Raw genomic sequence first — 20,802 nt, 5'->3', positions numbered from 1 at the left:
CTTGCCTATAATCGGTGGCTTCGCGCCCCACGGCACCCATAACGAGACAATCCTGCCCTGGCGCAGATCGCTGGAACGCCCATGAACCCCAATCTCGATGCGCTAAAGCCCTACCCCTTCGAGCGCCTGACCCGCCTCAAGGCCGATGTGGTGGCGCCGGCCGATATGACGCCCATCGCGCTGTCCATCGGCGAGCCGCGTCACGCCCCGCCGCCGGCGGTGCTCGAGGCACTGCGCCGCCACGAGGGCGATGTCGCCCGCTACCCGACCACCACCGGCTTGCCCGAGCTGCGCACGGCGATCGCCGAATGGGCGACCCGCCGCTACACGCTGGCCGCGACGAGCCTCGATCCCGAACGCCATGTGCTGCCGGTCAACGGCACCCGCGAGGCGATCTTCGCCTTCGTCCAGGCGGCACTGGACCGCAGCCGGCCGGCCAGGGTGGCGATGCCAAATCCGTTCTATCAGATCTACGAAGGCGCCACGCTGCTCGCCGGCGGCGAGCCGCTGTATCTCGACTGCAGCGCCGAGAGCGGCTTCTGCCCCGACTACGCGGCGGTGCCCGCCGAGGTGTGGCGCGACGTCCAGCTGGTATTCGTCTGCTCGCCCGGCAACCCCACCGGCGCGGTCACGTCGCTCGCCGACTATCGCCAGCTGATCGAGCTCGCCGACGAGCACGACTTCCTGATCGCCTCCGACGAATGCTATTCCGAACTCTACCTCGACGAGGCCGCGCCGCCGCCGGGCCTGCTCGAGGCCTGCCGCAGCCTGGGCCGCGACGACTACCGGCGCTGTATCGTGTTTCACTCGCTGTCCAAGCGCTCCAACCTGCCCGGGCTGCGTTCGGGTTTCGTTGCCGGCGACGCCGCACTGATCGCGCCGTTCAAGCGCTACCGCACCTATCACGGCTGCGCGATGCCGCTGCAGACGCAGCATGCCTCGATCGTCGCCTGGCAGGACGAGCATCACGTGCGCGCCAACCGCGACGCCTATCGCGAGAAATTCGCCGCAGTGACCGATATCCTGGCCCCGGTGATGGATTTCCCCGCCCCCCAGGCCAGCTTCTACCTGTGGCCGGCGGTGCCCGGCGGCGACGACGAGGCCTTCGCACGCGACCTGTTCGCCGAGCAGCACGTCACGGTCCTGCCCGGTAGCTACATGTCGCGTGACAGCATGCCCAGCGGGACGACGTACAACCCGGGCGCCGGGCGCGTACGCCTGGCGCTGGTCGCCGAACGCGACGCCACCGTCGAGGCGGCACGCCGCATTCGCCGCTTCATCGAGACCCGCGGATGACCGAGAAGAAACGAGCCATGATTACGCTTTACGGTATCAAGAACTGCGACAGCTGCCGCAAGGCGCGCAAGGCCCTCGAGGCGCAGGGCATCGATTATCGCTATCACGACCTGCGCGACGACGGTCTCGACCGCGAGCGACTGACCCGATTTCTGACCATGGCCGAGCTCGCCACGCTGCTCAATACCCGTAGCACTACCTGGCGCGGCCTGGACGGTGCCGATCAGCAGGCGGCCCGCGACGACGCCGAGCGCGCCGCCTCGCTGATCCTCGCCCAGCCGACACTGCTCAAGCGCCCGCTGCTCGACACCGGCGAGCAATTGCTGGTCGGCCTGCCGCGCGACGGCTATGCCGGTCTGGACGACTCGGCGTGACGAGCGCAGCCGCCCGACCCACGACCCATCACTTTCAGGAGAATCGCATGCTGAGTTTCGCACTCGGAATCGGCAACCAGAACACCCAGGGCGACTGGCTCGACGTCTACTACCCGGCGCCGCTGTTCCAGCCGAGCAGTGCGCTGGCCGAGGCCGCGCGCGAGGCGCTCGATGCCCCCGCCGGCAACGCCGTGGTGAGTTTCCTGCCCGAGCACTGCGGCAAGCTGGCCGAGGCCTTCAAGGCCGCCGGCAGTGCCGAGCAGGCCGAGCTCGCCACCTCACTGGCGGCCAGTCAGCGCCCCTTGGTAGCGACCTTCATCGAGGTCGACCAGCCGCCCGAGAGCGCGCCGGAGGTCTATCTCAAGCTGCACCTGCTGTCGCATCGGCTGGTCAAGCCGCACGGCGTCGACCTGACCGGCATGTTCGGCCTGCTGCGCAACATCGCCTGGACCAACGAGGGCCCCATCGACGTCGAGGAGCTCCCAGCGCGACGCCTCAAGGCGCGCCTCGAAGGCCGCCCGCTGTCCGTGGACTGTGTCGACAAGTTCCCCAAGATGACCGACTACGTGGTGCCCAAGGGCATCCGTATCGGCGACACCGCGCGGGTGCGCCTGGGCGCCTATCTCGGCGAGGGCACCACGGTGATGCACGAGGGCTTCGTCAACTTCAACGCCGGCACCGAAGGCCCGGGGATGGTCGAGGGGCGCGTCTCGGCCGGCGTGATGATCGGCAAGGGTTCGGATCTCGGCGGCGGCTGCTCGACCATGGGTACGCTGTCCGGCGGCGGCAACATCGTCATCAAGGTCGGCGAGGGCTGCCTGATCGGCGCCAACGCCGGCATCGGCATCCCGCTGGGCGATCGCTGCACGGTCGAGGCCGGGCTCTACATCACCGCCGGCACCAAGGTCGCGGTGCTCGACGATCAGGGCCAGGAAGTCGAGAAGCTCGCGGCCCGCGAGCTGGCCGGCCAGAGCGACCTGCTGCTGCGTCGCAACTCGCTCAACGGTCGCGTCGAATGCCTGACCAACAAGAGCGCCGTGGCGCTCAACGAAGCGCTGCATGCCCACAATTGATTCGTGGCGCCCGGGCCGGGCGCCCCACTCTCCGTCAACCGGAACCGCCATGTCCTCGTCCGCCACTGCCGTGACCGGCCAGTCCCTGTCAGCGACACAGGAACTGGCCGTCGAACTGATGCGCCGCGTCTCGGTGACTCCCGACGACGCCGGCTGCCAGACGCTGATGATCGAGCGCCTCGAGCGCCTCGGTTTCAGCGTCCAGCGCTTGGCGTTCGGCGATGTCGAGAACTTCTGGGCGGTGCGCGGCCATCACGGCCCGGTGCTGGCCTTCGCCGGCCACACCGACGTGGTGCCCAGCGGTCCCGAGGCGCAGTGGCACACGCCGCCTTTCGAGCCGCACATCAACGAGGCCGGCGAGCTGTGCGGACGCGGCGCCGCCGATATGAAGGGCAGCCTGGCGGCGATGCTCACTGCGGTGGAGCGCTTCGTCGCCGCGCACCCCGACCACCCGGGACGGCTGGCCTTTTTGATCACCTCCGACGAGGAAGGCCCCGCCATCGACGGCACCCGGGCGGTGGTGGAGCACCTGCGCGAGGCCCACGAACGGCTGGACTACTGCATCGTCGGCGAGCCATCGTCCAGCGAGCGGCTCGGCGACACCGTCAAGAACGGTCGGCGCGGCTCGCTGGGCGGCGTGCTACGGGTAAAGGGCGTGCAGGGCCATGTCGCCTATCCGCACCTGGCGCACAACCCGATCCACGCTGCGGCGCCGGCGCTAGACGCGCTGTGCCGCGAGCACTGGGACGACGGCAACGCCTTCTTTCCCGCCACCAGTTTCCAGATCTCCAACCTGCGCGCGGGGACCGGCGCGACCAACGTGATTCCCGGCGAACTGGAAGTAGTGTTCAACTTCCGCTACTCCACCGAGGTCACCCATGAGCAGTTGCGCGAACGCGCCGAGGCGATCCTCGACGCCCATGGCCTCGATTACCGCCTCGACTGGACGCTCAACGGCGAGCCGTTCCTGACCGCCAAGGGCGAGCTGATCGAGGCGGTGCTCGCCGGAGTCAAGGACGTCACCGGCGAGACCCCGGCGCTGTCGACCGCCGGCGGCACCTCGGATGGCCGCTTCATCGCCCAGTTGGGTAGCCAGGTGGTCGAACTCGGCCCGCTCAACGCGACCATCCACAAGGTCAACGAACGCGTGCGCGCCGCCGATCTCGACACCCTGAGCCAGGCCTACGAAGCGATCATAAAACGGCTGTTCATCTGAGGTCCGCCATGCAACGCTATCCCGACATCGAGATCTACCTGGCCGACGCCTCGCTCGAACGCCTCAACGCCTGGCTCGGCTCGCAGCTCGATGCCGCCCCGCTCGAACCCGCCGGCAAGCGCAAGTGGCGGGGGAAGGGCCATAGCGAGGGCGCGCTGGTCCCGATCCTGCTGGTCGAGAACGCCGCCGACGGCTTCGCCAGCCTGTGGTTCGACAGCAACGCCACGCCCTGGCCGCGCGACATCGACTGCGCCCGTGCGGCGGTCGCCGCGCTGGCCTGCGAGGTGCGCTGCTCGCTGGGCGGCTGGCAGCCGGGCGACGATCCGGATCGTTTCTGGCAGGTCTGCCCCGACGGCCACGAAGGCGCCATCACCTGGCCGGATTCGGGCCAGTAACGGCGAAATCGCCTTTAATAAGCTTCAGGGAGGAAGCATCATGGCGGAATCCAAACCGGCGATCTATGCCGCGATGGGCGGTAACACATTGATCGCCATCACCAAGTTCGTCGCCGCGGCGATGACCGGCAGCTCGGCGATGCTCTCCGAGGGCATCCACTCGGTGGTCGATACCGGCAACCAGGTATTGCTGCTGCTGGGCCTCAAGCGCGCCAAGCAGCCCGCCAGCGCCCAGTTCCCCTTCGGTCACGGCAAGGAAGTCTACTTCTGGAGCTTCGTCGTCGCGCTGCTGATCTTCGCGATCGGCGCCGGGGTGTCGATCTACGAGGGCATCCATCACATTCTCGCCCCCGAGCCGATGGAGTCGCCGCTGATCAACTACGTCGTGCTGGGGCTGAGCATCCTCTTCGAGGGCGCCTCCTGGGCGTTCGCGCTCAACCAGTTCCGAAAGACCAAGGGCAAGTGGAGCTACGTGCAGGCGGTTCGCCGCGGCAAGGACCCGGCGCTGTTCGTGGTGGTCTTCGAGGATTCAGCGGCGCTGCTCGGTCTGTTGGCGGCGCTGGCCGGCGTGGCGCTGAGCCAGTGGACCGGCAATCCGGTGTTCGACGGCATCGCCTCGGTGCTGATCGGCCTGATCCTCGGCGGCACGGCGATCTGGCTGGCGGTCGAGACCAAGGGGTTGTTGATCGGCGAGAGCGCCAACCCCAGCGTGGTCGAGTCGATTCGCGGCCTGGCCGGCGAAGCCGAGGGCGTGGAACGGGTCAACGAGGTGTTGACCATGCACATGGGACCGGATTTCGTCCTGGCGATTCTCAGCGTGCGCTTTGCCCGCGGCACCCCGGCCGAGCGCATCGAGCGTTCGATCGCCGCCCTCGATGTGCGCATCAAGCAGCAACAGGAGACGGTCAAGCGGGTATTCGTCGAGGCCGAGGCGCGCGCCGATGTCGACTCGCGCCCCAACCACGGCGACGATCCGACTGCCGGTTAAACGCATCGCCCAGGCGGCCGGCCATCATGAAGACGCCCCGGCCGGCACAAGCCGACCGGGGCGTCCGGTCAAACGCGGGGCGTCGCGTTCAGGTGATGACGGTCACGTCGTCGGCCTGCAGGCCGCGTTCGTTGTTGATCACGTGATAGCGCACCTTCTGACCCTCGGCCAGGGTCCGGTGACCCTTGCCGCGAATGGCCCGAAAATGCACGAATACGTCTTCCCCATTGTCGCGGGTGATGAAGCCGTACCCCTTGTTGACGTTGAACCACTTCACCTCGCCCATCTCGCGATCGTCGTTCTCGATCTCGGCGAGATTGACGAGCTGCGGGGTGAGGCTGTGCACGGCGATGGTGGCAGCCAGCAGGATCAGGAACACCGCCACCGCGCTGGCGACGTAGATGCGTTCGACGCCGTCGAGCGTCAACGCTTCCTCGAAGGCCCCGGTCAGGGCGCCGTCGACCAGCGATGCAAACAGGGCGATCAACAGCGGGGCGGGAGCGGCAAGCAGGAGACTGATGAGACTACAGCGGAGTAATACCTTTCGATTCATGGACCTCGGACTCTCTTGTTGTGCTGACAATAACGGCCCTGACGCCACGGGTGCGACGGGGCGGTGCTTCGAAGAGCGATCGTTGCGAAGCTCGATGGTTCCAAGCTCAACTATCCGAAACGTCGGCGAATGCCGATGGGTTTCGAACATACGGTAAGGTGTCGCGATGAACGGCAACACACAGCGGAGCGATTCTAGCATGATCGAAAATGACACGCTCACCCGCCTGGAAGCGCGCCTCGAAGCGCTGGAGAGCCGCCTGGCCTATCAGGAGCACTGGCTCGACACTCTAGACCAGACCCTCGCCGGTCAGGCTCAGCGGCTCGATCGCCTGGAACGGGTCAATGCGCTGATGCAACAGCGCCTGCGCGAGCAACATCAGACGCTCGATGCCCTCGACGCGCCGGGCGTCAGCGACGCGGACGAGCGGCCCCCGCATTATTGAACGCCGGTGGCTGCCGCTACGGCGGTCTCAGACAGCAAAAGACCCCGCGGGCGAGCCGCCGGCGGGGTCTTGATGCAGGGCGCTTCGCGGACTAGTCGAGCCCTTCCAGGTAGCGCTCGACGTCCAATGCCGCCATGCAGCCGCTGCCCGCCGAGGTGATCGCCTGGCGATAGACGTGATCCATGACGTCGCCGGCGGCGAAGACGCCGGGCACGCTGGTCGCGGTGGCGTTGCCCTCGAGCCCAGAACGCACCCGGATGTAGCCATTGGCCATGTCCAGTTGGCCTTCGAAGATGCCGGTGTTGGGCGTGTGCCCGATGGCGATGAACACCCCCGGCGCGGAAAGCTCGCGCTGACTGTCATCGAGGGTGGAGCGCAGGCGCACCCCGGTCACCCCGGTATTGTCGCCCAGCACCTCTTCGACCACCTGGTTCCACTCGACGACGATGTTGCCCGACTCGACCTTCTCGAACAGCTTGTCCTGCAGGATCTTCTCGCCGCGCAGGCTGTCGCGCCGGTGGACCAGCGTCACCTTGGAGGCGATGTTGGATAGGTACAGCGCCTCTTCCACGGCGGTGTTGCCGCCGCCGACCACGATGACTTCCTGGTTGCGATAGAAGAACCCGTCGCAGGTCGCGCACGCCGACACGCCCTGGCCCATGAACTGCTGCTCGGACGGCAGGCCCAGGTAGCGGGCGCTGGCGCCGGTGGCGATAATCAGCGCATCGCAGGTATAGGTGCCGCTGCTGCCCTTGAGCGTGAAGGGCTTGCGACGCAGTTCCACCTCGTCGATATGATCGAACAGCACCTCGGTATCGAAGCGCTCGGCATGCCGACGCATACGCTCCATCAGCTCCGGGCCCTGGACGCCATCGGCGTCGCCCGGCCAGTTATCGACATCGGTGGTCGTGGTCAGCTGACCGCCCGCTTCCATGCCGGTGATCAGCAACGGCTTCAGGTTGGCGCGTGCCGCGTAGACGGCCGCGCTGTAACCGGCCGGGCCGGAGCCGAGGATAATCAGGCGCTCGTGCCGCACTTCACTCATGGATGGGTCCTCTCACGCATGGCGCCGCCGGACGACGGCACCGCTCGTTGGATAGATTGGATCTGGATTCGGCCCGGAATCGCCAAACGCAGGTCGCAATATATCTGGCACTGGCTTCGCTTGTTCATCAAAGGCCGGGCGGCATGGCCCAGACGGCAAAAGGGCGGCCAGCGGCCGCCCCATCGAACCGTCAAGGCTTACAGGTTCGAGGAATGGGTGCCGAGGTACTTGGCCACGCCTTCCGCGGTGTCCTTCATGCCTTCCTTACCTTCGTCCCAACCGGCCGGGCAGACTTCGCCGTGCTTCTCGTGGTGCTGAAGCGCCTTGACCATGCGCAGCATCTCGTCGACGTTACGACCCAGCGGCAGATTGTTGACGGTCTGATGCTGGACGACGCCGTTCGCATCGATCAGGAAGGACGCGCGCATCGCGACGCCGGCTTCTGGATGCTCGATACCGTAGGCCTGGACGATCTCGTGCTTGACGTCGGCAACGATCGGGAAGCCGACCTCGCCGATACCGCCGGCATCCGGCGACGTCTTGCGCCAGGCGTAATGCGAGAACTGTGAATCGATGGAAGCACCGATCACCTCGACGCCCAACTCCTTGAACTGTGCCAGACGATTGTCGTGGGCGATGATTTCGGACGGGCAAACGAAGGTGAAATCCAGCGGCCAGAAGAACAGCACGCGCAGCTTGCCGTTGCTGTCGGACAGCTTGAAGTTCTCGACGATGGTACCGTCACCGAGGACCGCCGCCGCTTCAAAATCCGGTGCCTGACGTCCAACCAATACGCTCATGTAACTTCTCCTAAAGGTTCAAGGTGGGTCGCAAAATATTAGCGGCCCAGACTAAAGTCGCAATTCTCGTCTGCCAATTTGATAACGCCAATGATAGGCATAGCGGTTGCCTATCGATCGACGTCTTGGGCGCGTCCCGCATGTCGGGATGGCGACACCGCGGGCAAACAGCGTCCTGCTTATAACACGTCGTCGTCGCGGGCCAGTGTCACGGCCTGCACACTGCCTTCCGGCTCCGCCACCTCGACGCTGACCTGAATCGGTGCGCAGCAGCATGGGCAATCCTCCCACGTGGAATGGCTGCCCTGGCTGCCATCGACCAGCAATTCGAACGGCGTGCCGCAATAGGGGCAACTGACCGGCCGTGCTGCAAGCATTTCTTCGTGCATGGCGTGATCCGCTCGCCGCGACGCTTGGTGAAGAGAATATGGGTATCGCCGTGGTCGCTTTCAAGGGTGAATGGCCGAACGCGGCGCCGCCAGCGCCATGCTCGTCTTGCCAAGCATAGTCGCTTGGCGGGCGCCGATAGCTGGCTGGCGGTTGAATTCACCGCCTATCATGACAATGTGATAAGTAGCAATAATCAACAGGATGTGTCGACAATCGCTGTCTCAAGCGTAGTATCTGGGAACGTCATCCAGGAACCTGACACTCGGGCAAGCGACATCGGCCAGTCGCAACGGCACCGTTCGGTGCCACTCAAGACGGCAAGGATTGGCCGTCACGCGAGGCCGGCCGCACCCGCCGAAGGCCAGCATTGCCCCGCTTGGTATAAGGAGGAGAGTCCATGAGCGCCGAAAACACGCCGAATACCCTGAGTTCCCTCGAGGCCGGAGGGAACACCTATCACTACTACAGCCTGCCCAAGGCCGCCGAAGCGCTCGGCAATATCGATCGCCTACCGTTCACGCTCAAGGTCCTGCTCGAGAACCAGCTGCGCTTCGCCGATTCCGACAGCGTTTCGACCGAGGACATGCAGGCGCTGGTCGACTGGCAGAAGGACGCGCGCTCGACCCGTGAGATCGGTTATCGCCCGGCGCGGGTGCTGATGCAGGACTTCACCGGGGTGCCCGGGGTGGTCGACCTGGCCTCGATGCGCGACGCCGTGGAGCGCCTCGGTGAAGACCCGGCACGCATCAACCCGCTGTCGCCCGTCGACCTGGTCATCGACCACTCGGTGATGGTCGATCACTTCGGCGACCCCTCGTCGTTCAAGGACAACGTCGCCATCGAGATGGAACGTAACCTCGAGCGTTACGAATTCCTGCGCTGGGGCCAGCAGGCCTTCGACAACTTCCGCGTGGTCCCGCCGGGCACCGGCATCTGCCACCAGGTCAACCTCGAGTACCTGGGACGCGCCGTGTGGACCAAGGACGAGGACGACAAGACCTTCGCCTATCCCGACACGCTGGTCGGCACCGACTCACACACCACCATGATCAACGGCCTGGGCGTGCTCGGCTGGGGCGTCGGCGGCATCGAGGCCGAAGCGGCGATGCTCGGCCAGCCAGTATCGATGCTGATCCCCGAAGTGATCGGCTTCAAGATCTCCGGCAAGCTGCGCGAAGGCATCACCGCCACCGACCTGGTGCTGACGGTGACCCAGATGCTGCGCCAGAAGGGTGTGGTCGGCAAGTTCGTCGAATTCTACGGCGACGGCCTCAAGGACATGCCGGTCGCCGACCGCGCGACGATCGCCAACATGGCCCCGGAATACGGGGCGACCTGCGGCTTCTTCCCGGTCGATGAGCAGACCCTGGCCTACATGCGCCTGACCGGTCGCGAGGACGCCCAGATCGAGCTGGTCGAGGCCTACGCCAAGGCCCAGGGTCTGTGGCGCGAGCCGGGCCACGAGCCGGTCTACTCCGACACCCTGCAGCTCGACATGAACGATGTCGAAGCCAGCCTGGCCGGGCCCAAGCGTCCCCAGGACCGCGTCGCCCTCACCGACATGAAGGCGACCTTCGAGAAGCTGATGGGCGGCGACGCACCCGACGCGCCGAGCACCGAACAGGACAAGTGGCAGTCCGAGGGCGGCCACGCCGTCGACGACGTCGAACTGCACGACAGCCATCGCCACTACGAGCACAGCGACAGCCAGGACTGCGAGATCGACGGCGAGCGCTTCAAGCTCAACCCGGGTGCCGTGGTGATCGCCGCGATCACCTCCTGCACCAACACCTCCAACCCCAGCGTGATGCTGGCCGCCGGCCTGCTGGCGCGCAAGGCGGTCGAAAAGGGCCTGGCCACCAAGCCGTGGGTCAAGACCTCGCTGGCGCCCGGTTCCAAGGTGGTCACCGACTACCTGGCCGCGGGCGGTGTGCAGGACGACCTCAACGAACTCGGCTTCAACCTGGTCGGCTACGGCTGCACCACCTGCATCGGCAACTCGGGGCCGCTGCCCGAGTCGGTCGAGAAGGCCATCGATGCCGGCGACCTGACCGTGGCCTCGGTGCTCTCGGGCAACCGCAACTTCGAAGGCCGGGTGCACCCGCTGGTCAGGACCAACTGGCTGGCCTCGCCGCCCCTGGTGGTGGCCTACGCGCTGGCCGGCAACGTGCGTCTCGACCTGTCCAAGGAAGCGCTGGGCACCGGCAAGGATGGCCAGCCGGTCTATCTCAAGGACATCTGGCCGTCACAGGCCGAGATCGCCGAGGCGGTCGAGCGGGTGCGCACCGACATGTTCCGCAAGGAATACGCCGAGGTGTTCGACGGCGACGAGGCCTGGAAATCGCTCAAGATTCCCGAGAGCAAGGTCTACGAGTGGTCCAAGGATTCCACCTACATCCAGCACCCGCCGTTCTTCGAGGGCATGGGCAAGGAGCCCGAGCCGGTCGAGGACGTCAAGGACGCCCGCGTGCTGGCGATGCTCGGCGACTCGGTGACCACCGACCACATCTCGCCGGCCGGTGCGATCAAGCCCGACAGCCCCGCCGGCAAGTACCTGCAGGAGCACGGCGTGGCGCCCAAGGACTTCAACTCCTACGGCTCGCGGCGCGGTAACCATGAGGTGATGATGCGCGGCACCTTCGCCAACGTGCGCATCAGAAACGAGATGCTCGACAACGTCGAGGGCGGCTATACGCGCCACGTGCCGTCCGGCGAGCAGATGGCGATCTACGACGCGGCGATGAAGTACGCCGAGGAGAACAAGCCGCTGGTCGTCGTCGCCGGCAAGGAGTACGGCACCGGCTCGAGCCGCGACTGGGCCGCCAAGGGCACGCTGCTGCTCGGCGTGCGCGCGGTGATCGCCGAATCCTACGAGCGCATCCACCGCTCCAACCTGATCGGCATGGGCGTGCTGCCGCTGCAGTTCCCCGAAGGCGAGGATCGCAAGTCGCTGGGCCTGACCGGCGACGAATCGTTCTCCATCGAGGGACTCGGCGAGCTGGAGCCGGGCGGCAGCGTCAAGGTGACCATCACTTCAGACAAGGGCGAGAAGAAGCTCGACGCCAAGTGCCGCATCGATACCGCCAACGAGCTGGAGTACTACCGTCACGGCGGGATCCTGCATTACGTGCTGCGCAACATGCTCTAAGCGCTGATGCGCCGGCCACCCGGCGCATTCGACGCACCAAAAAAACACCCCACCGCGCTGGCGATGGGGTGTTTTGCGTTGCTGCCTGAGCCTGGGATCGTGACGACTCCAGTCGATCCCCAAACCTTAGTAGGCGCGGCGCCGATAGCGACGATAGCGCGGGTACCAAAAGCTACGCTCGATCGCCGCATGCAGCACTTCATCGCTGGAAGATAGCGCCACGTCCTCTTCCTGGGCCTGCTTGGCGACGTCGAAGGCGATCGCCTTGCTCAACCCGCGGATATCCTTGAGCGCCGGCAGCAGCGCGCCCTCGCCGTATTCGACGATCGGCGCGCCGTTGGCCAGTGCATTGGAGGCCGCCATCAGCATGCCGTCGGTGACCCGCGTGGCGTTGGCCGCGACCACGCCGAGGCCGACCCCGGGGAAAATATAGGCGTTGTTGCACTGGGCGATGGGGATCTTGCGGCCGTCGACGTTCACCGGCGGGAAGGGGCTGCCGGTGGCGACCAGCGCCTGGCCATTGGTCCAGTCGAGGATGTCCTGCGGCGTCGCCTCGACCCGCGAGGTCGGGTTGGACAGCGGCATCACCAGCGGGTTGGGGCAATTGGCGTGCATGGCGCGAATCACCTCTTCGCTGAACAACCCCTTCTGCCCCGACACGCCGATCAGGATCGTCGGCTCGGCATGGGTGACCACATCGAGCAACTGGCTGCCCGGCCAGTCGGCGATCGTCTCGGGCGAATGGGCGAGGCGCTGCTGGAAGTCGTAGAGACCTTCCATGTCGTCGGTCAGCAGGCCGTTGCGATCGACCATGAAGATGCGCGCGCGGGCCTGCTTGTCGCTGAGGCCGTCCGCCTTCATCGCGACGATGATCTGCTCGGCGATGCCGCAGCCCGCCGAGCCGGCGCCGACGAACGTCACGCGCTGGTCGCTGATGCGCACGCCACGCGCCTTGCAGGCGGCCAGCAGGGTGCCCACACAGACCGCCGCGGTGCCCTGGACGTCGTCGTTGAAGCAGCACAGTTCATCGCGATAGCGCTCGAGCAGCGGCATGGCATTGGCCTGGGCGAAGTCCTCGAACTGCAACAGCACGTTGGGCCAGCGGCGCTTGACCGCCTGCATGAACATGTCGATGAACTCGTTGTACTCCTCGTCGCTGATGCGCTTGTGGCGCCAGCCCATGTACATCGGATCGTCGAGCAGTTGCTGGTTGTTGGTGCCCACGTCGAGCATGATCGGTAGCGTATAGGCCGGGCTGACGCCGCCGCAGGCGGTATACAGCGAGAGCTTGCCGATGGGGATGCCCATGCCGCCGATGCCCTGGTCACCGAGCCCCAGGATGCGCTCGCCGTCGGTCACCACGATCACCTTGACCTTGTCCTTGGTGGCGCTGCGCAGGATGTCGTCCATGTGCTCGCGGTCGGGGTAGGCGACGAAGATCCCGCGATGGTTGCGGTAGATGTTGGAGAACTCCTCGCACGCCTCGCCGACCGTCGGCGTGTAGATGATCGGCATCATCTCCTCGAGGTGTTCCTCGAGCAGGCGGTAGAACAGGGTCTCGTTGTCGTCCTGGATCGAGCGCAGGTAGATATGCTTGTCGAGATCGTTCTTGCACAAGCGGTATTGGCGATAGGCGCGCTCGACCTGTTCCTCGATGGTCTCGACGTTCTGCGGCAGCAGGCCGATCAGGTTGAAATCGATGCGCTCCTTGAGCGTGAACGCACTGCCCTTGTTAAGCAGCGGCATCTCCAGCAGTGACGGACCGGCGTAGGGGGTGTACAGGGGGCGCTTGGCGTTTTCGCTCATCTCTCGACTCGAGGTTGGTTCAATGGTGTTGGCGGACCTCCGCTGCGCGCCTGGCGCCTGGAGGCGAACGCAGTCCAGTGGCGTAAAGATAACACGCAAGCACTCCTCGCGCCGCTGCCAGGCACTCCCGAGCGGCTTTCGTCACGCCGTGGCGATGCTATGGTGAAGCGAGGTGACGATGGCCGGCTGGCGGAAAATCATCGTCGGGAAGGCCCAACGACCGCGGAGTGCTTGCCCATGCGCACCTTCTATCACGACGACCAGGCCCTGCATCATCCGCATCTGTACTTCTCGCGCGGTGCGATGCGCCAGCCCCAGGAAGTGCCGGCACGTCTCGAACCGCTGCTGGCCGCCGTGAAAAGGCTCGGCGGCAGCCTCGAGACGCCACCCGACAGCGGCATGCAGGCCATCGGCGAGGTGCACGCCCTGCCCTATCTGCGCTTTCTGGAAAGCGCCCACCGGCGCTGGCCGGAGGACTGGGGCGCCGAAGTGATCTCCAATATCTTCGTACGCGAGAACAACGCCCTGCGCGGCATCCTCGCCGAAGCCGGGCGCTACCTGGCCGATGGCAGCGCCCCGGTGGGGCCGGACACCTGGCGCTCCGCCTACGCTTCGGCGCAGAGCGCCATCGCCGGCGCCGACGCCCTGCTGCACGGCGAGCGCCTGAGCTATGCACTGTGCCGTCCGCCCGGCCATCACGCCCGGCCCGACGGCGCCGGCGGCTTCTGCTATCTCAACAATGCGGCGATCGCCGCCCAACGGCTCTCGCACCACTATCCGCGCGTCGCCATCCTCGACACCGACATGCACCACGGCCAGGGTATCCAGGAAACCTTCTACCGGCGCGGCGACGTGCTGTACGTCTCGGTCCACGGCGACCCCACCAACTTCTATCCCGCGGTCTGCGGTTTCGAGGACGAGCGCGGCGAGGGCCCGGGCGACGGCTACAACATCAACCTGCCGATGCCCCACGGCGCCCCCGAGGCGCTGTTCTTCGCGCGCCTCGAGGAAGCCCGCCAGGCGTTGCGCCTGTATGCCCCCGACGTGCTGGTCGTGGCATTGGGCTTCGACATCTATCACGATGATCCGCAGGCCAGGGTCAGCGTGAGCACCGACGGTTTCTCGCGGCTCGGCCAGGCGATCGCCGAACTCGCCCTGCCCACGCTGATCGTCCAGGAGGGCGGTTACGCCCTCGACGCGCTGGAAAAGAATGCCTACGGCTTCTTTCGCGGCTTGCTCAAGCAGTGACCCAACGAAGAGCGCCCCGCCCGGAAACCGGACGGGGCGTGAAGATACGCGGCGTAGCGACGTCGGCAAATGGCCGCTTTAGCGTCCTTCCAGCGTCCGCCGCGGACGTTCGAAGAACCATGGACGCAGTTTCACGCCCAGCATGTTGCCGGCAAATGCCGCGACCAGCCACAACCAGCCGTGCAGGCTGCCCGACGCGATGCCGCCGAAGTAGGCGCCGATGTTGCAGCCGAAGGCCAGCCGCGCGCCGTAGCCCAGCAGTAGCCCGCCGACGACGGCGGCCACCACCGAGCGCAGCGGGATGCGCAAGTTCGGCGCGAAACGCCCGGCCAGCGAGGCGGCGATCATCGCCCCGAGAATGATGCCCAGGTCCATCACCGTGGTGATGTCCGACCATACGCTGGCCTTGAGCGCCTCGGCATTGCCGGGCAGCTGCCAGTAGCCCCACTGGCTGACGTCGCCGCCCAGCGCCTCGAAGCCCTTGGCGCCCCATAGCGCGAACGCCGAGGTGATGCCCCAGGGTCGTCCGGCCAGCCACAGGGTGATGAAGTTGAGCAGTGCCAGGCCCACCGCCCCGGCCAGCAACGGCCACGGGCCGCGCAGCCAGCGCGAACCGTGCTTCGTGTCATGCTCCGGTGTCGCCTCGAGCCCGCCGTGGCGGCGGCGCTCGACCACCACCGTTAAGGCGGCGATCGCCGCGAACAGCACCACGCTGACGGCGATACCGCCGCCGGCGCCGAACACGTCGACCAGCGACACCGGCTGGAAGGCCGGCAGACTGATCCACCAGCTGAAGTGCGCGGTGCCGATCAGCGAGCCGACGACGAAGAACGCCAGGGTGATCAGCATCCGCGCGTTACCCCCGCCGACGGTATACAGCGTGCCCGAGGCGCAACCGCTGCCCAGTTGCATGCCCAGCCCGAACAGAAAGGCCCCGACCAGCACCGAAATGCCCACCGGCGCCACGAAGCCGGCGACCTCGGTGCCGAACAGCGACCCGGCGCCCAGCGCCGGAAAGAACAGCACCACGGCCAGCGTCAGCATCACCATCTGCGCGCGCAGGCCGCGCCCGCGGCGCTCGAGAATGAACACCCGCCACGCACCGGTGAAGCCGAAGGCGGCGTGGTAGAGCACCACACCGAAGGCACCGCCGACCAGCGCCAGCGCGGCCAGCCTCGGGCCGAAGGCGATCCCCAGCCCGACGATGCCGATCGCCAGCAACAAACCGGCAATCAAAGTGGCCGGCGCCAGGCGGGGCGCCGAAGCGGTCATCTGCGTCATTCAAGCCTCCTTGGAAGCATTCGATTCGAATTGTTAAGAGCCTAGCTTCTTAACCAAAGGCTGTGAAATGCATAAGTAAAATCGTTTCGATAACTTAAGCGCATAAGAGATTTAACGAAACAAGAACTCCAGCGAATAAAAAACGGAGCCCTGGGCTCCGTTCGGTTGTTGCTGTCACGCGGATTCGCGTCCGGGCTCGCCTCAGACGAAGCGCCCGAGGCCCACGCTATGGCGCAGCCGGTCCATCAGCGGCGCGGCCTCGGCGCGGGCACGCTCGGCGCCCTTCCTCAGCACCTCCTCGATGTGTCCCGGGTCTTCCATCAGCGCCTGATAACGCTCGCGGGGCTCGCGCAGGTGGGCGTTGAGGTACTCGAACAGCTCGTCCTTGGCCTCGCCCCAGCCGATGCCCTCGGCGTAGCGCTGCCGCATCGCCTGGGTCTCCTCGGCGCTGGCGAAGGCCGAATAGATCTGAAACAGCGTGCAGCTGTCGGGATCCTTGGGTTCGCCCGGCTCCAGCGAGTTGGTCTTGATCTTGCGCACCAGCTTCAGAAGCTTCTTTTCGGAGACGAACAGCGGAATGGTGTTGTTGTAGCTCTTGGACATCTTGCGCCCGTCGAGCCCGCCGAGCACCTCGACCTTCTGATCGACCACCGCCTCGGGCAGGGTGAAGTACTCACTCTTGTAGAGATGATTGAAGCGACCAGCCATGTCACGGGCCATCTCGATGTGCTGGATCTGGTCGCGACCTACCGGCACCTTGTTGGCGTTGAACATCAGGATGTCGGCGGCCATCAGCACCGGGTAGCCGAACAGTCCCATGGTCACGCCCTTGTCGGGATCGGGGTTGCCAGCCGCCTCGTTGTCGGCGACCGCCGCCTTGTAGGCATGCGCGCGATTCATCAGTCCCTTGGCGCACACGCAGGAGAGCATCCAGGTCAGCTCGGGAATCTCGGGAATATCCGACTGGCGGTAGAAGATCGCATTGTCGGTATCCAGGCCCAGCGCCAGCCAGGTCGCGGCGATCTCGAGGCGCGACTCCTCCACCCGCTTGGGGTCCTGGCACTTTATCAGCGCGTGCAGGTCGGCGAGGAAGTAATAGGATTGGACGCTGGGGTCCTGGCTCTCGGCGATGGCCGGCTTGATGGCGCCGACATAGTTGCCGAGATGCGGCGTGCCGGTGGTGGTGATACCGGTAAGAACGCGGGTCTTGTGCATGGCGATAAAGGTGTCTGCGAGCGATGGCAAAGGCGTGAGTGTAACGTGCCGAGGCTTTGCAAAGCGACCGTGCCCGTCTCAACCAACGTGCCACCGCCGGCCCGGCAGGTGCCGGGCCGGCGGTCGTGCGGCGATCAGCCGGTCAGGCTGGCCGGATCGATACTCTCGAGGCCGAAGGCGCCCGCCACCGCCGGGTGGGTCACCTGGCCGTCGTGAACGTTGAGCCCTGCCAGGAAGTGGCGATCCTCGGCCAGCGCCCGCTGCCAGCCCTTGTCGGCCAAGGCAGTGACGAACGGCATGGTGGCGTTGGTCAGTGCCTGGGTCGAGGTGCGCGCCACGGCGCCGGGCATGTTGGCCACGCAATAGTGCACCACCCCGTCGACCACGTAGGTGGGTTCGGCGTGGGTGGTCGCCTTGCTGGTCTCGAAACAGCCGCCCTGGTCGATGGCGACATCGACCAGCACGCTGCCGGGTTTCATGTCGGCGAGCTGCTTGCGGGTGATCAGCTTCGGCGCCGCGGCGCCGGGGACCAGCACCGCACCGATGATCAGGTCGGACTCGCGGATCGCCTCTTCCAGCGCATCGGCGGTGGAATAGACGGTATGCAGCCGGCCCTGATAGCGATGATCGAGCGCCTCGAGCCGCGTCAGCGACTTGTCGAGCACGGTAACGTCCGCACCCAGCCCCAGCGCCATGCGCGCGGCGTTCTCACCGACCACCCCGCCACCGATCACCGTGACCTTGCCGGGCGCCACGCCGGGCACGCCCGGCAGCAACACGCCGGAGCCACCCTGGGCCTTCTCCAGGCTGTGCGCGCCGGCCTGCACCGCCATGCGCCCGGCGACCCGGCTCATCGGCGCGAGCAGCGGCAGCCCGCCCTGAGGGTCGGTGATGGTCTCGTAGGCGATGCAGGTGGCGCCGGAGTCCAGCAGCCCCTTGGTCAGCTTCTCCTCGGCGGCCAGATGCAGGTAGGTAAACAGCGTATGGCCCGGCTTGAGTCGCGCGACTTCCTCGCTTTGCGGCTCCTTGACCTTGACGATCAGCTCGGCCGTATCCCACAGCACATCGACATCGGATTCCAGCGTGGCGCCGACTGCCTCATAGGCGCTGTCGGGAAAGCCCGAGCCCTCGCCGGCCCCGGCCTGGACCACGACGCGGTGACCGCGTTCGACCAGTTCGCGGACGCCGGTCGGCGTCAGAGCGACACGGTACTCATGATTCTTGATTTCCTTGGGAACGCCGATCTTCATGAAACCCTCCTGCGGTGGACTTGTTGGACATGGCGGGGCCGAAATTGACATGGCATTAGTACAGCACAGCGCGAGGAGCGCGATAGAGGGGGCGGTGAAAACGTTATTTTCTACGGTATGTAAAATATCCAGCAGAAAAAAATGCTCTCAAGGCGAAAATAGGAGCAATCTTTCTGGGCAACCGGGTACGGTCACTCTCAAGCAGTCACTCTTCGGCGACCAGTGCCTGGCCATAGAGGTCGCGATAGGCTGCCGGCATGCGCCGCGCCCGGCCGCTGGACAGTTCGATGCAGGCAAAACGCGTGCGGGCGCGCAGCAGCGTCGTGGCATCGCTGCCGCGTATCAGCTGAAAACGCCGGGTCAGGGTCAGGCGGCCGTCGCAGGCGACGATCCAAGTCGCCAGCCGCAGCGAGTCGCCGGCACGCGCCGGTGCCAGGTAATCCAGCTCGTGACGGTGGACCGCCATCGCCCGGTCGTGCTGGCGATAGTCGTGGATGTCCAGGCCGAGATGCTGCGAGTGCGACCAGCTGATCCGCTCGATCCAGCGCAGATACTCGGCATTGTTGGCATGCCCATAGGCGTCGATGGCGCTCTCTTCGACCTCGATGTCGATCACGAAGGGCGACGGCAGATCCCAGCTCATGACACGCGGCTCCTGTCTTCCGTTTCACTCGGCAAGCGTGGCAGGCGACGGTGCGGCCGGACGCCGCGGCTCACTCCGGGCGCGGCGCGCCGCACTGCCAGCAGGCGTCGAACACCCCGTCGAGGCGTTCATGACATCGCGGGCAGGCCCACACTTGCAAGGGCCGCGAAGGACCCGCCAGCGCCTCGTCGAGTAGCGCCTTGGCATCCGCCAACTGACGACTTTCCACCCATACCACCGGTTCGCAATCGCCCGGCGGCAACTCGCCGGCGCCCCCGCCCAGCGTGGTGTTGCGCAGCTCGCAGGCGATGCCGGCCCCTTCCAGCACGTTGCGGACATGCGCCACGACGAGCAGGTTGGCATGCTGGTAGAGCCGCACCCAGGCCATCGCGCCGCCGCTCAGTCGCGAAACACACGGACCCCGAGCGCCTTGAGATAGGCGGTTTCGGGGATCGACGGGTGAACCGGATGGTCCGCCCCCTGACCGCCCTGATAGATGATCTGGCCGTGACGGTCCTGATGGCGCACCGCGCCACGAACGCACTCCACCAGACGCTCCGGGGTCAGATGCATCGAACACGAGGCGGAGAGCAGCAGCCCGTCGCGGCCCAGCAGGCGCATCGCCTCGCGATTGAGTCGCGCATAGGCACGCTCGCCGTTGGGAATGTCCTTGCGCTTCTTGATGAACGCCGGCGGGTCGAGGATCACCACGTCGAATTGCTCGCCGTCCGCCTTGAGCGAAGCCAGCGCCTCGAAGACATCCGCCTCGCCGATCGCCACCCGATCGTCCACCCCGTTGAGCGCGGCATTCTCGGCGACCTGCTCGAGCGCCTCGCCGCTGCGGTCGATGCAGAGCACCTCGGCGGCGCCGTGGGCGGCGGCCTGCACGCCCCAGCCGCCCACGTAGCTGTACAGGTCGAGCACCCGCTTGTCGTCGACCAGGCCGTTGAGCCAGGCGCGGTTGGCGCGGTGGTCGTAGAACCAGCCGGTCTTCTGGCCATTCACCACCGGGACGGCGAAACGCACGCCGTTCTCCTCCAGCAATATCCGTTCGGGCAGCTCGCCGTGGACCACCTCGACATGGCTCTCGAGCTGCTCCTGGCGGCGTCCCGAGGAGTCGTTCTTGAACACGATGGCGCGCGGCTTGAACACCTTGTCCAGCGCGGCCACGACCTCCTCGCCGAGACGCTCCATGCCAAGCGTGTTGAGCTGCACCACCAGGACGTCGCCGAAGCGGTCGACGATCAGCCCCGGCAGCAGGTCGCCCTCGCCGAACACCAGCCGGTAGAAGGGCTTGTCGAACAACCGCTCGCGCAGCGCCAGCGCCTGGTTGAAGCGGTGCACCAGCAGCGAACGGTCCAGGCGCACGTTGACGTCGCGCGAGACCACCCGCGCGCAGATCAGCGAGTTGGGGTTGATGTAGGCGATGCCCATCGGCTTGCCGTTGGCCGCCTCGATGACGGCCTGGGCGCCGGGTTCGACGCCCTTCAGGGGCGTTTCCTGGGTGTCGATCTCGTTGGAATAGAGCCACAGATGACCGGCCTTGAGGCGGCGATCGGCGTTCTTCTTGAGGCGCAGGCGTTCGGTCACGGGGACTCCGGTTCAGGTCATAACGATGTTGGCATTTTAACGCGCT

The 20,802-nt window shown here is 66.1% G+C and carries 20 protein-coding genes; 9 read left to right on the top strand and 11 right to left on the bottom strand.

The features are described from left to right. The first annotated feature begins 81 nt into the window (after nt 1-81). Genes dapC through R6258_RS05190 form a run of 6 tightly spaced genes read left to right on the top strand, consistent with a single transcriptional unit; the run spans nt 82 to nt 5,342 of the window. Nucleotides 82-1,296 carry a succinyldiaminopimelate transaminase gene (gene dapC, locus R6258_RS05215; protein WP_318448295.1) on the top strand — a complete coding sequence of 405 codons (1,215 nt, stop codon included), beginning with the start codon at nt 82-84 and terminating at the stop codon, nt 1,294-1,296. 17 nt (nt 1,297-1,313) lie between these two features. Further along, complete coding sequence (locus R6258_RS05210) at nt 1,314-1,670, top strand: Spx/MgsR family RNA polymerase-binding regulatory protein (RefSeq protein ID WP_318448293.1); 357 nt, start codon at nt 1,314-1,316, stop codon at nt 1,668-1,670. A 47-nt stretch (nt 1,671-1,717) separates the two neighbouring features. Continuing rightward, nucleotides 1,718-2,743, top strand: coding sequence for a 2,3,4,5-tetrahydropyridine-2,6-dicarboxylate N-succinyltransferase (gene dapD, locus R6258_RS05205; RefSeq protein WP_318448291.1), 1,026 nt, complete (start codon nt 1,718-1,720; stop codon nt 2,741-2,743). A gap of 49 nt (nt 2,744-2,792) precedes the next feature. Further along, nucleotides 2,793-3,959, top strand: coding sequence for a succinyl-diaminopimelate desuccinylase (gene dapE, locus R6258_RS05200; protein WP_318448288.1), 1,167 nt, complete (start codon nt 2,793-2,795; stop codon nt 3,957-3,959). Between the two features lie 8 nt (nt 3,960-3,967). Continuing rightward, nucleotides 3,968-4,354, top strand: a complete 387-nt coding sequence (locus tag R6258_RS05195) for a hypothetical protein (protein WP_318448285.1) — start codon at nt 3,968-3,970, stop codon at nt 4,352-4,354. A 40-nt stretch (nt 4,355-4,394) separates the two neighbouring features. Then, entirely contained in the window at nt 4,395-5,342 is a 948-nt protein-coding gene (locus R6258_RS05190) for a cation diffusion facilitator family transporter (RefSeq protein WP_318448284.1), read from the top strand. Between the two features lie 88 nt (nt 5,343-5,430). Here the strand turns inward: R6258_RS05190 and R6258_RS05185 are convergent, their stop codons facing one another. Then, on the bottom strand, nt 5,431-5,895 hold the full coding sequence (locus R6258_RS05185) for a cold-shock protein (protein WP_318448281.1): 465 nt from the start codon (nt 5,893-5,895) through the stop codon (nt 5,431-5,433). Between the two features lie 199 nt (nt 5,896-6,094). Between R6258_RS05185 and R6258_RS05180 the strand changes: the two genes are divergently transcribed. Beyond that, nucleotides 6,095-6,340 (top strand): SlyX family protein, encoded by a 246-nt coding sequence (locus R6258_RS05180; RefSeq protein WP_318448279.1) that lies wholly within the window; start codon nt 6,095-6,097, stop codon nt 6,338-6,340. A gap of 91 nt (nt 6,341-6,431) precedes the next feature. Here the strand turns inward: R6258_RS05180 and trxB are convergent, their stop codons facing one another. The 3 genes from trxB to R6258_RS05165 form a co-directional block, all read right to left on the bottom strand. Next, complete coding sequence (gene trxB / locus R6258_RS05175; protein ID WP_318448277.1) at nt 6,432-7,385, bottom strand: thioredoxin-disulfide reductase; 954 nt, start codon at nt 7,383-7,385, stop codon at nt 6,432-6,434. Between the two features lie 197 nt (nt 7,386-7,582). Beyond that, complete coding sequence (locus R6258_RS05170; protein ID WP_318448274.1) at nt 7,583-8,185, bottom strand: peroxiredoxin; 603 nt, start codon at nt 8,183-8,185, stop codon at nt 7,583-7,585. 179 nt (nt 8,186-8,364) lie between these two features. Beyond that, nucleotides 8,365-8,574, bottom strand: a complete 210-nt coding sequence (locus tag R6258_RS05165; protein WP_318448271.1) for a CPXCG motif-containing cysteine-rich protein — start codon at nt 8,572-8,574, stop codon at nt 8,365-8,367. A gap of 398 nt (nt 8,575-8,972) precedes the next feature. Between R6258_RS05165 and acnA the strand changes: the two genes are divergently transcribed. After that, the gene (gene acnA / locus R6258_RS05160) at nt 8,973-11,723 is read left to right on the top strand and encodes an aconitate hydratase AcnA (RefSeq protein WP_318448268.1); all 2,751 of its coding nucleotides are present in this window, start codon (nt 8,973-8,975) and stop codon (nt 11,721-11,723) included. A gap of 126 nt (nt 11,724-11,849) precedes the next feature. Here the strand turns inward: acnA and R6258_RS05155 are convergent, their stop codons facing one another. Further along, entirely contained in the window at nt 11,850-13,529 is a 1,680-nt protein-coding gene (locus tag R6258_RS05155; protein ID WP_318448266.1) for an NAD-dependent malic enzyme, read from the bottom strand. Between the two features lie 237 nt (nt 13,530-13,766). On the opposite strand from R6258_RS05155, the gene R6258_RS05150 reads away from it, so the two are divergent. Beyond that, nucleotides 13,767-14,777, top strand: a complete 1,011-nt coding sequence (locus R6258_RS05150) for a histone deacetylase family protein (RefSeq protein WP_318448259.1) — start codon at nt 13,767-13,769, stop codon at nt 14,775-14,777. Nucleotides 14,778-14,855: 78 nt separating this feature from the next. Here the strand turns inward: R6258_RS05150 and R6258_RS05145 are convergent, their stop codons facing one another. From R6258_RS05145 to R6258_RS05120, 6 genes are all read right to left on the bottom strand, one after another. Continuing rightward, nucleotides 14,856-16,058: a YeeE/YedE family protein gene (locus R6258_RS05145; RefSeq protein ID WP_318448256.1), complete on the bottom strand. Its 1,203-nt coding sequence runs from the start codon at nt 16,056-16,058 to the stop codon at nt 14,856-14,858. Nucleotides 16,059-16,259: 201 nt separating this feature from the next. Next, nucleotides 16,260-17,273 carry a tryptophan--tRNA ligase gene (locus R6258_RS05140; RefSeq protein ID WP_318448254.1) on the bottom strand — a complete coding sequence of 338 codons (1,014 nt, stop codon included), beginning with the start codon at nt 17,271-17,273 and terminating at the stop codon, nt 16,260-16,262. A gap of 134 nt (nt 17,274-17,407) precedes the next feature. Then, nucleotides 17,408-18,523, bottom strand: a complete 1,116-nt coding sequence (gene ald / locus R6258_RS05135; protein ID WP_318448252.1) for an alanine dehydrogenase — start codon at nt 18,521-18,523, stop codon at nt 17,408-17,410. 205 nt (nt 18,524-18,728) lie between these two features. Then, nucleotides 18,729-19,166: a thioesterase family protein gene (locus tag R6258_RS05130; protein ID WP_318448250.1), complete on the bottom strand. Its 438-nt coding sequence runs from the start codon at nt 19,164-19,166 to the stop codon at nt 18,729-18,731. Nucleotides 19,167-19,236: 70 nt separating this feature from the next. Next, nucleotides 19,237-19,554: a DUF2007 domain-containing protein gene (locus R6258_RS05125; protein WP_318448248.1), complete on the bottom strand. Its 318-nt coding sequence runs from the start codon at nt 19,552-19,554 to the stop codon at nt 19,237-19,239. Between the two features lie 11 nt (nt 19,555-19,565). Next, nucleotides 19,566-20,756: a class I SAM-dependent rRNA methyltransferase gene (locus R6258_RS05120; protein WP_318448247.1), complete on the bottom strand. Its 1,191-nt coding sequence runs from the start codon at nt 20,754-20,756 to the stop codon at nt 19,566-19,568. Nucleotides 20,757-20,802 lie beyond the last annotated feature (46 nt).

The sequence above is a fragment of the Halomonas sp. HP20-15 genome, assembly GCF_033446685.1.
Taxonomy (GTDB): Bacteria; Pseudomonadota; Gammaproteobacteria; order Pseudomonadales; family Halomonadaceae; genus Modicisalibacter.
The sequence above is the reverse complement of the archived record's forward strand: the minus strand, read 5'-3'. Positions and strand labels throughout refer to the sequence as shown.